The sequence below is a fragment of the Candidatus Cryptobacteroides sp. genome, from assembly GCF_056207615.1.
In genome coordinates, this window is record NZ_JBAEER010000132.1 from 1 (window position 1) to 10,765 (window position 10,765).

The window sequence follows — 10,765 nt, forward strand, 5'->3', positions numbered from 1 at the left end:
GAAGTCCTTGCCGAGTGCGTCGATCACTGCCACTCCCTTGCTCTTGAGGTAGCCCATGAGCTTGTTGTAGATGAGCTCGGTTCCTTCCTTGGCAGCGTCGCTGTCGTCTGACTCCGCGAGTACCTTGAGGGCTCTCTCGCAATCGTCGAGTACAGGAAGGAGGCCAATGATCGTGTCGCGTGATGCCACGCTTACGAGGTCGAGCTTCTCCTGTGCCGTTCTCTTGCGGAAGTTGTCGAACTCCGCAAAGAGACGGATGTATGTGTCATGCTCCTTGGCCGCTTTCTCCTCGCTTTCTGCGAGCTGTGCCTTGAGCTCTTCTATTTCTTTCTTGAGCGCCGAGCTCTTGTCCTTCTTGTCTGCCTTTGCGGTAGCCTCAGCTGCCTCAGCAGCAACTTCCTGCTCGACTGTCTCCTTGTTCTGTTCTGCCATATGATGTGATGTTTTATTCAAAATTCTGTCTGTAAGACAGTGACGCAAATACTTTGCCACCTCCGCCTCTCTGCCATTATGTCAGTCGCGCTCCTTGATGTGAGCTACGGCAACGGTGTCAGCGAGCGCAGGACCTACATGGTCCAGGGCTGGCTGAAAGGGTGGATAGGGAGGAAAGACAAAAGAGGCCGACCTTTTCTGGTCAGCCTCTTCTATTCCCCGAATAATGAAAAGTTCCGGGGCAGCCTACTAGTACCTATCCTCTGAAGATACGGTAAGTTTCTTGCGGCCATGACGACGGCGAGCTGCGAGTACGCGGCGACCGTTTGGAGTCGACATGCGCTCACGGAATCCGTGTTTGTTGCGACGCTTGCGCTCTGATGGTTGGAATGTTCTTTTCATTATTGTATCTTTTTTCTATATATTCTGACTTGGGAGTGCAAAGGTAGTCTTTTTCAGTTAATCATCAAAATTTTTGTAAAAAAGTTCTGTCTCAGCCTCTTTTTTCTATGTGTATCACGAACTTTTGGTCGAAATACTCGTCGCGGAGCCACGAATTGACCGGCCATGTGCGGACACTTCCCTTCGGGAGCTTGCACTTTGCCATCGCGACGGCTATCTCCTCCGCTATGTCTCCACCCTTCAGATAGAGTATGCCCTTGGAATATTTACCTTTGACCCAGGGCATGAAGTTGTCCAGCGAGGTGACGGCGCGCGATACCACCCAGTCGAAGGTCTCCGGAAGGCTCTCGGCGCGGGCGTTGACGGTCTTGACGTTGCCGAGTCCGAGGGCCTGTGCGACACCTCCTGCCACGGTGATCTTCTTTCCTATCGAGTCGCAGAGGGTGAACTCGTGCTCGGGGAAGAGTATCGCCAGAGGAATGCCTGGGAATCCGCCGCCCGTTCCGAGGTCCAGAATCATGGCCGGCACACCCTCGGGTGCGAGCTCCACTCCGGTGCCCTTGAGGTAGGCTGCGATAGCGAGCGAATGCAGGACGTGGTGGCGGTACAGCTCGTCGATGTCCTTGCGGGAGATGACGTTGATCTTAGCGTTCCAGTCCCTGTACAGCGCATCGAGCTGAGCGAACTTCTTCTCCTGGTCCTCAGTTATGAATGGGAAACTCTCCCTTGCTATCTGTATGAATTCCTTGAATTCCATCTCTTACATTATTTCGTCCGAGGTCTCCATCATGCGTATGAGCATTTCCCTGGACCTCTTGATCCTTGTCTTGACGGTGTTGATCGGGAGGTTGAACTTCTCGGCGATCTCGCTGTATTCGCACTCGTTGATGAAACGCTCCTTGGCGATGTCCCTGTAGAGGTCGTCGAGCTCCTCGATGTAGCTCATGAGCTTCTCGTAGTCCTCATGGTAGCTGATCTCCTCGTCCGGAGTCTTGTCCGGAGCAGAGATCCTGTTTGCGGAGCCGTCGTTGTCTCCGTCGATGGAGCTGGTCGGCATGTTCTCCTGCTCGCGCTTCTTCTTGCCTATGTGGTCCAGAGCGGTGTTCCAACCGATGGTGTAGAGCCAGGTGCGGAATTCGCTCTTCGCAGAGTCGTACGAGTCTATGTGGAGAAAGGCCTTCAGGAAGGTCTGGGTACATACGTCGTCTACGTCCCAAGGGGCCACGATCTTGCATATATGTGCCCTGAGGCCGTCCTTGTAACGGTTGTGCATCTCCAGGAAGGCGTGCTCGTTCTTCTTCTTTGCAAGGTTGATGAGCTCCGCTTCGTTGAGCCTGTCAGTGCGCTTCGAGCCAATTTTTTCCATAATTACATTCGATTGTAAGCGGAACGGAGAGCTTGATTACGTTCTCCATCTCCTCGGTTATAATAGTCTTCAGTGTTTCTGCTTCTTCCGGCACGGCGTCGAATACAAGCACGTCGTGGATCTGGAGCACCATGCGGCTCTTCAGACCGGCTTCGCGCAGCCTCCTGTCGACATTTATCATCGCGATCTTGATGATGTCGGCTGAGGTGCCCTGGATAGGGGCATTGACGGCATTCCTCTCGGCGAGGGCTCGTACAGTGCCGTTCTTGGCGTTCACGTCCGGAACGTATCTCCTCCTTCCGAAGAGGGTCTCCACGTAGCCGTTCTCACGCGCTGCGGTGAGGGTGTCATTGATGAACATCCTGATGGAAGGGAAGGACTCGAAATAGTCGTCGATGATCTGCTTCGCTTCCGAACGAGCGACCTTCAGCCTCTGCGCAAGTCCGAATGAGGATATCCCGTACATGATACCGAAGTTTGCGGTCTTGGCGATCCTGCGCTGGTCGGAGGTGACTTCCGATGCATCCACCTTGAAAATCTTCGCAGCAGTGGCCTTGTGGACGTCTACTCCGGCATTGAAGGATGCGATGAGGTGCTGGTCCTGACAGAGATGCGCCATGATCCTGAGCTCGATCTGGGAGTAGTCGGCAGACATGATGATGCCGTCCGGGCGACTAGGAACGAAGGCCTTGCGTATCTCCTTGCCCCTTTCTGTACGTATAGGGATGTTCTGGAGGTTTGGCTTTGACGAGCTGAGGCGGCCGGTCGCGGTGAGCGCCTGGTTGAAGGTGGTGTGTATCTTCCCGGTGCGTCTGTTGACGAACTCCGGGAAAGGCTCTATGTAGGTCGAAAGCAGCTTCTTCGCTGCCCTGAATTCCAGTATCTCGTTGATGACGGGATGACGGTCTGCGAGATCCAGGAGCGTCTCTTCGTCGGTCGGATAAGCGCCGGTCTTGCTCTTCTTGACCTTAGGGTCGAGGGCGAGCTTCTCGTAGAGGACGACTCCGATCTGTTTCGGGGAGAGTATGTTCAGCGACGGCTCATCCACCATCTCGCGTATCCTGTCCTCACGCTCGGCGACTTCCTCCCTGAGGGTGTCGGCGAACTGCCTGAGTATGCTGAGGTCAACCTTGACTCCTTCTTCTTCCATTCCTGCGAGCACACGGATGAGCGGTTCCTCCATCTCCTCGAAAAGCTTGGTGAGGTCATGTGCTGCGAGTTCCTCTTCCTTCTTCTTTCCGAGTTCGAAGAGAAGCGCGGTCTCGCGAGTCTTGCCTGAATCCGGTTTTTCCACCTCGTCTGGAATTTCGTCGAAGAGCGAGAATGACGTCTGTTCCGGCTTCTCCTCCTCGACCACGAGGTCTATACCGAGCTCGGTCTTGCAGAGCATGTCTAGCTTGTGGCTCTTCTCCGGGTTGATGAGGTAGTCCATGAGGACTATGTCCATAAGGCGTCCCTCTATGCCCCTGCATATCTTTATCTGTGGCTTGAGCTCATATCCGTATTTTGCGATGGAGGCGTCAGAGAGCGTTTCCGCGAAGCTCTCCGCAGCTCCTGTGGCGACCTTTCCGCAGGCCGAGACGCACACTCTGCCGTCATCGTAGACGCTGACTGCACATCTTCCTGCTTCCTTTGCCGCCTTGCAGACGGCAGCGGAGTCACTTTCCTCGAAACTGAACTCCGGCTTGGCTTCAGCTGCCGGGAGCTCGCTGGTGAGGGCTCCGTCGATGCAGAGATTCTTCAGGTGTCGCTTGAGGGATCCGAACTCATAGTGGTCGAAGAGCTCCACAGCCTTTGCGTCCACGACTCCGTCCAGTGCCATGGCCTCGATAGGGGTCGCGATCTCGATGTCTGTCTTGATCGTCACGAGCTGCTTGCTCAGGTCGATATGGTCCTTGGCGTCCTCGAACTTGGCTCTCTGGCTGGCCGTGAGCTCGTCGAGGTGGGCGTAGATGTTCTCGAGGGATCCGTACTTCGCGATGAGCTTGCTGGCTCCGACCTCTCCGACGCCCTTGACTCCGGGTACGTTGTCGGCAGTGTCACCGCAGATGGCGAGCATGTCGATGACCTGCTCTGGCCTCTGGATGCCGTATTTTTCCTGGATTTCCTTGATTCCGAAGATCTCTCTCTCGTCGCCTCCCTTGCCGGGCTTGTACTGGAAGATGTTCTCGGAGATAAGCTGGCCGTAGTCCTTGTCCGGAGTGACCATGTATACCTCATAGCCTTCCTTCTCCGCGCGCTTTGCCATCGATCCGATCACGTCGTCGGCCTCGAATCCCATCATCATGAGCACGGGTATGCGCAGAGACTCGCAGAGCTCGGTCAGGGGCTCGAGCGCGTCGATGACCAGCTGCGGGGTCGCATCCCTGTTGGCCTTGTATTCGGGATACATCTGGTTACGGAAGGTCCCTCCCGGAGGGTCGAACGACACTGCCAGGTGGGTAGGGCGCTCCTTCTCGATCATCTCGAGGATGTACTTGGTGAAGCCGTATAGGATGGACATGTCAGCGCCCTTGGAATTGATCATCGGACGTCTGAGAAACGCGTAGTACATCTTGAATACGAGCGCGTGTCCGTCTATCAGGAAAAGTCTTTGTTTCATCAGAATTCTGTCGAATTCCCAAAGATAAGGCTTTTGTCGGAGAATATTGAAGAAATAACCTCAATTTTTGTTTCACGTCCGCAGCGGAATTGTCCGTCCTTGCCGATGGCCCATGCCGCGGTGCATGACGGAAGGGCTGCGGCCACGTCGTGGGTGGAGTATACGAAGGCAGTACCGCTTTCCTGGGCGATCTGTCGGAGGGTGCGGAAAATCATGGCCTTGTTCTCCGGATCAAGGAATGAGCTCGGCTCGTCGAGCAGTATGCATGCTTCGTCGCTGGTACGGCAAAGGGCTGCCGCGATGGTGCCTTTCTGGAACTCGCCGTCGCTGAGGGTGGAGATGTCATGGTCCTGGAGAGCGGACAGGGCGAGCATGTCGAGAACTTGGTCAATCTTCGATTCGAGCTTCTTCCCGATGCGCCCTTTCCAGCTGCTTTCCCGGTAGAGCGAGGTGCTGATGAACTCGCGTAGAGTGAAGCCCTTCACCTTGGGTATGCCGGTCGGTACCATGACCCTTTCGCAGCTCTGTCCGTCGAGTATGCTGCCGTCGGCGACGGCGCGCAGCAGGGTGGTCTTTCCGCTGCCGTTCGGGCCGCAGAGCAGAATGCAGTCTCCGCGCCTTATGTCGAAGCTGATGCCTTCGCACAGGACATGGCTCCCATATCCTATCTTCGCTGCGTTTGCCTTTATGATGGTGTCATTCTCCATGGTTCTAGCTGAGGTTTTCTTCCTTTCCTCCGATGAGGATCAGGAGTATGAGCGGAATACCGATGATGGCGAGGCTGCTGCCCACGGGAACGGGTGACACGATTCTCGACCACAGCTGAGATGCAAGGTCAGCCGCGATGCAGAGACCGGCTCCGGCGAGCATGCTGGTCGGGATGGTCCTTCGGTGGTCGGAGCAGAACTGACGTCCTGAGATTCGTCTTGCGATATGCGGCGCGACTATTCCAACGAAGCCCAGGGGACCGCAGAAGGCAGTGACTGCACCTGTCATGATGCAGCACGCTGTCATCGCGCTCAGACGTATGCGCCTTGTCCTTGCTCCGGAGAGCTCGGCATATTCGTCTCCGAATAGAATGATGTTGAGACCCTTGATGTTGCCTGCGGCCAGTGCGAGGCCGATCGACAGGCATGTTGCCATGGTTATGACCTGAGGCCAGCTGCAGTTGCTGAAGCTTCCGGCTGCCCAGCTGTAGTATGCCTTGAGGGACTCGGAGTTGCTGCTGAACTGGAGCACGGCGACTATCGCGTTGATGATGAATCCGAGCATGATTCCGAATATAAGGAGGGTGGAGCTTGACTTTGCCTTGGTCGAGACGACCATCACGAGGGCGGCTGAGAGGGCTGCCCCTATGAACGCCGATGCCGCGAGGGTCATGCCTCCGGTGACGGCAGCCCCCATCGAACTGAGGCCTGCAGCGCCGGCGCTTCCGAGAAGGAGTGCGGTCGCGGCTCCCAGACCCGCGCCGGCGCTGACTCCCATGATGTGGGGGTCGGCGAGGGGATTGCGGAATATGCTCTGCATCTGGAGACCGCCGAGTGCGAGTGCTGCGCCTGATATGAGCGCCACTGCCACGCGGGGGAGTCTGATTCGGGTGATGATGAAGGCGTCGCCGCCAGCGTTTCCTCCCCAGAGTACGTCAGCTGTAGCGAGAGCCAGTACGGCTGCCGCCAGAATGATGCTGTATGGTATCCTTCTCCCCATGTGACAGGGACAAATATAGCCAATGTTGCCAAAAATCGCTATATTTGAACTTTACTAGAACTACGAATATGAAGAAGACAATTATCCTCGCGGCATCGCTTTTCATGAGCCTTGCCCTCAGTGCACAGAATATCGTTCCAGGTGGCGGACTCGACGCTGCCGCTCTTTCCGAGATAAGCAAGGGATATGAGGCTACCGCAGCCGACAAGGCCATCAAGAATGCTCTCGCAAGCACTTCCATTTCCGCACTCACCGTCAACATGGAGAACGCTGTGATGATGGATACCCATTTCTCGGACAAGGTCAAGACCAAGGGCATCACTGACCAGAAGTCGTCTGGCCGCTGCTGGCTCTTTACAGGACTGAACGTGCTCCGCGCAAGGATGATAGACAAGTATGACCTCCCTGAGTTCCAGTTCAGTCAGAACTATCTCTTCTTCTACGACCAGCTCGAGAAGTGCAATCTTTTCCTCCAGGCTGTGATCGATACCCGCGACCTTCCTTTCGAGGATCGCAAGGTCGACTGGCTCTTCAGCAATCCTCTCAGCGACGGCGGACAGTTCACCGGCGTCGCTAACCTTATCACCAAGTATGGCGTGGTTCCTTCGACAGCGATGGCAGAGACCCTCAATTCGAACAACACTTCGGCTATGGCCAATCTTCTCAAGCTCAAGCTTCGCGAGGATGGACTTCGTCTGCGTGACATGAATGACGGCAAGAAGAACGACAAGGCTCTCGAGAAGATGGGAGCAGCGAAGATCGAGATGCTCAAGGAGATCTACCGTTTCCTCGTGCTCTGCCTCGGCGTTCCTCCTACTGAGTTCGAGTGGACTCGCTGCAACTCCAAGGGCGAGATCGTTGATACCAAGACCTACACCCCGAAGGCTTTCTATGACGAATATGTCAGCGCAGACCTCGAGAACAACTACGTGATGGTCATGAACGACCCATGCAGAGAGTATGGAAAGGTCTATGAAATCGAATATGACCGTCATGTGTATGACGGACAGAACTGGCTCTATATCAACCTCCCTATCGAGAGGATCAAGGAGATGGCAATTGCTTCTATTAAGGACAATACCGCCATGTATTTCTCTTGTGACGTCGCGAAGTTCCTCGATCGCAGCAAGGGTACCCTCGACCTTGCCAACTTCGATTATGAGTCGCTCTCGGGATTCAGCTTCGGCATGAACAAGGAAGAGAGGGTAAAGACCCATGCCAGCGGCTCTTCGCATGCGATGACCCTCATCGCGGTGGATCTCAAGGACGGCAAGCCTCAGAAGTGGATGGTTGAGAACAGCTGGGGCGCTTCTTCTGGCTACAAGGGCTGCCTCATCATGACCGACGAGTGGTTCAACGAGTATATGTTCCGTCTCGTGCTCGAGAAGAAGTATGTGCCTGCCGACATCCTCAAGATGCTCGATCAGAAGCCTGAGCTTCTTCCTGCATGGGACCCAATGTTCATGCCTGAGGAATAAAGTCCGCTGCTGATGAACCTTCCTTTCTTCATAGCGCGCAGATATCTCTTCGCGAAGAAGTCGCACAATGTGATCAACATCATATCGACGATTTCTTCGGTCGGAATGGCGATAGGCACCGCGGCTCTGATTATCATCCTGTCCGTGTACAATGGATTCGACGAGCTTGTCAAGTCCATGATGGGCACGGTGGAGCCGGACCTTCTCGTCGTTCCTTCGGAGGGCAAGGCATTTGTGCCGGAAGGGGAGGCCTACAACTGGCTCTATGATCAGGAGAGCGTCGCGTCCGTGTGCACGGTGCTGCAGGAGCAGGTGTTCCTCAATTATGGCGGCAAGCAGAGCGTCGTGATCGCGAAGGGAGTGGACCAGGTCTATGAGGAGGAATCTCCGCTCGAATCATACATCCGCGAAGGTGAGTACAGTTTCCATAAGGGTGACGTTCCGCTCGCGCTGGTGGGTGCAGGGCTGGCATATAAGATGGGCATAAGTCCTCGTTTCCTGACTCCGATCGAGATCTATTTCCCGACCCGCACGCGTGCCATCTCGCTCGCAAATCCGACCGCAGCCATCAGGTCTGTCAAGATATGGCCATCCGCCACCTTTGCGGTCAGCAGCGAGATCGACAATGCATATATGCTCCTTCCTATCGATCAGATGCGCAAGCTTCTCGAGTACGGGGATGAGGTCTCCGGGGTTGAGATACGCTTCGTTCCGGGTACTCAGCCGCAGGAGATGCGCAGGGTGCAGAAGGAACTCGGCGAACGCCTGGGAAGCGGAATGCAGGTGCGCGACCGCTATCAGCAGAACGAGTCCCTCTACAAGATGATGAAGTACGAGAAGGCCGCGATCTTCCTGATCCTTATCTTCGTGATCATCATAATCGCATTCAATATCTTCGGCAGTCTCTCGATGCTGATCATAGACAAGCGCGGGGACATGGAGACGCTCCGCAGCATGGGCGCCACCGACTCTCTCGTGCGCAGGATATTCGTTCTCGAGGGATGGTTCATCTCTCTGCTGGGCCTTGCTGGCGGCCTTGTGGTAGGCATACTCGTGTGCCTTGCCCAGCAGCATTTCGGTATAATAAGAATGCCTGGAAGCTTCATAGTCCAGGCATATCCTATTGTCCTTTCATGGACGGATGTTCTTGTTACCGTGGCAGGCGTCGCTGTGATCGGCTATCTGATCGCGCTGCTGCCCGTGGCTTCCTTCTACAAGAAGGAGAGACGCTGAATCCCTATTTCTTGAGAAGTTCCTCGATGTGCTCGACGTAATCGAGCGAAGAGTCGAGGAAGATGGTGAGCTCCGGAACGATTCGGAGCTGTTGGCGCACGTTGCGTCCGAGCTCTCCGCGAAGCTCTCTCTTCTCCTCCTCGAGCTGCGCCATGATCTTCTCCGCCTTCGAAGAAGGGAAGATGCTCACGTATACGCGCGCTACTGAAAGGTCGGGGCTGATCTTGACGCCGCTGACGGATACCATGGCTCCGTCATAGTGCGCCATTCCCTTGCTCCTGATGATCTCTGCGAGGTCCTTCTGGATCTCACGTGCGACCTTGAGCTGTCTTGTTGACTCGGTTGCTTCCATGTCTTATTACTTAACAACGATGATGTAATAGTCTTTCTTTCCCTTCTGTGCAAGGATGTACTTGCCGTCGATGATGTCCTTCTCACTGAGAGCGTAGTTAGGGTCGGTCATCTTCTCCTTATTGATGGAGAAACCGTTGCTCTGGATCATCTTGCGGGCCTCACCCTTGGATGCGAATACCTGGGTCTCGACTGCAAGTGCGTCGAGGATGCCGAGAGGGAGCTTGTCGGCAGCCACCTCAAAGGTAGGAACGCCGTCGAATACTGCGAGGAATGTCTTCTCGTCGAGGCTGCGGAGGTCGTCTGCAGTTGCCTTGCCGAAGAGCATCTGAGAAGCCTTAACTGCATTCTCGTACTCTTTCTCGCCATGTACCATGATGGTGATCTCCTTAGCGAGGAGCTTCTGGAGCTCGCGACGCTCAGGGCACTCTGCGTGAGCTGCCACCGCATTCTCAATGGTCTCCTGGGCGAGCATGGTGAAGATCTTGATGTACTTCTCTGCGTCTGCATCGCTGACGTTGAGCCAGAACTGATAGAACTGGTATGGTGAGGTGCGCTCTGGGTCGAGCCAGATGTTGCCCTTCTCGGTCTTTCCGAACTTGCCACCGTCTGCCTTGGTGATGAGAGGGCAGGTGAGTGCGTACGCCTCGCCGCCGCAGGTGCGACGGATGAGCTCGGTACCGGTGGGGCTGTTACCCCACTGTTCCGCGCCGCCGAGCTGGGGCTTCACGTTCCTGTTCTGGTAGAGGTAGTGGAAGTCGTAGCCCTGGAGAAGCTGGTAGGTGAACTCGGTGAATGACATACCCTCTGAAGAGTCACGGCTGAGGCGCTTTTTCACAGAGTCCTTGCTCATCATGTAGTTCACGGTGATGAGCTTACCGATGTCACGGGTGAAGTTGATGAAGGTGTAGTCCTTCATCCAGTCGTAGTTGTTTACGAGCTCTGCCTTGTTCTCAGCGTCTGAGTTGAAGTCAAGGAACTTGCCGAGCTGCGCCTTGATGCAGGCTACGTTGTGAGCGAGGGTCTCCTCGTCGAGGAGGTTGCGCTCCTGGCTCTTCATCGATGGGTCACCGATCATACCGGTTGCACCGCCGACGAGTGCGAATGGCTTGTTGCCACATGCCTGGAAGTGCTTGAGGATCATGATGCTGACGAGGTGGCCGATATGGAGCGAATCTCCGGTAGGGTCAATGC

General features: G+C 55.3%; 11 protein-coding genes. 2 read left to right on the forward strand and 9 right to left on the reverse strand.

Translation table 11 applies throughout. The features are described 5' to 3' along the window. From AC06ND_RS07850 to AC06ND_RS07880, 7 genes are all read right to left on the reverse strand, one after another. Positions 1-432 (reverse strand): nucleotide exchange factor GrpE (locus AC06ND_RS07850; RefSeq protein ID WP_475678433.1); only part of this gene is annotated, 432 nt, incomplete at its 3' end. Between the two features lie 249 nt (positions 433-681). Next, a complete protein-coding gene (rpmH, locus tag AC06ND_RS07855) occupies positions 682-834 on the reverse strand; it encodes a 50S ribosomal protein L34 (RefSeq protein ID WP_475678434.1) in 153 nt (50 codons plus the stop codon). A gap of 91 nt (positions 835-925) precedes the next feature. Beyond that, on the reverse strand, positions 926-1,591 hold the full coding sequence (rsmG, locus tag AC06ND_RS07860; RefSeq protein ID WP_475678435.1) for a 16S rRNA (guanine(527)-N(7))-methyltransferase RsmG: 666 nt from the start codon (positions 1,589-1,591) through the stop codon (positions 926-928). 3 nt (positions 1,592-1,594) lie between these two features. Continuing rightward, positions 1,595-2,200 carry an RNA polymerase sigma factor gene (locus AC06ND_RS07865; RefSeq protein WP_475678436.1) on the reverse strand — a complete coding sequence of 202 codons (606 nt, stop codon included), beginning with the start codon at positions 2,198-2,200 and terminating at the stop codon, positions 1,595-1,597. Beyond that, entirely contained in the window at positions 2,172-4,802 is a 2,631-nt protein-coding gene (gene polA / locus AC06ND_RS07870) for a DNA polymerase I (RefSeq protein ID WP_475678437.1), read from the reverse strand. Before polA ends, AC06ND_RS07865 begins: the two co-directional genes overlap by 29 nt. Further along, entirely contained in the window at positions 4,802-5,509 is a 708-nt protein-coding gene (locus AC06ND_RS07875; protein WP_475678438.1) for an ABC transporter ATP-binding protein, read from the reverse strand. The genes polA and AC06ND_RS07875 overlap by 1 nt, the downstream gene beginning before the upstream one ends. A gap of 4 nt (positions 5,510-5,513) precedes the next feature. Beyond that, positions 5,514-6,509 (reverse strand): FecCD family ABC transporter permease, encoded by a 996-nt coding sequence (locus AC06ND_RS07880; RefSeq protein ID WP_475678439.1) that lies wholly within the window; start codon positions 6,507-6,509, stop codon positions 5,514-5,516. A gap of 68 nt (positions 6,510-6,577) precedes the next feature. On the opposite strand from AC06ND_RS07880, the gene AC06ND_RS07885 reads away from it, so the two are divergent. Together AC06ND_RS07885 and AC06ND_RS07890 are read left to right on the forward strand one after the other, a co-directional pair. Then, a complete protein-coding gene (locus AC06ND_RS07885; protein ID WP_475678440.1) occupies positions 6,578-7,987 on the forward strand; it encodes a C1 family peptidase in 1,410 nt (469 codons plus the stop codon). Between the two features lie 12 nt (positions 7,988-7,999). Beyond that, the gene (locus AC06ND_RS07890; RefSeq protein WP_475678441.1) at positions 8,000-9,220 is read left to right on the forward strand and encodes an FtsX-like permease family protein; all 1,221 of its coding nucleotides are present in this window, start codon (positions 8,000-8,002) and stop codon (positions 9,218-9,220) included. 4 nt (positions 9,221-9,224) lie between these two features. On the opposite strand, the gene rbfA is transcribed toward AC06ND_RS07890, so the two are convergent. Beyond that, on the reverse strand, positions 9,225-9,572 hold the full coding sequence (gene rbfA / locus AC06ND_RS07895) for a 30S ribosome-binding factor RbfA (RefSeq protein WP_475678442.1): 348 nt from the start codon (positions 9,570-9,572) through the stop codon (positions 9,225-9,227). 6 nt (positions 9,573-9,578) lie between these two features. After that, positions 9,579-10,763 carry a tyrosine--tRNA ligase gene (tyrS, locus tag AC06ND_RS07900; protein WP_475678443.1) on the reverse strand — a complete coding sequence of 395 codons (1,185 nt, stop codon included), beginning with the start codon at positions 10,761-10,763 and terminating at the stop codon, positions 9,579-9,581. Positions 10,764-10,765 lie beyond the last annotated feature (2 nt).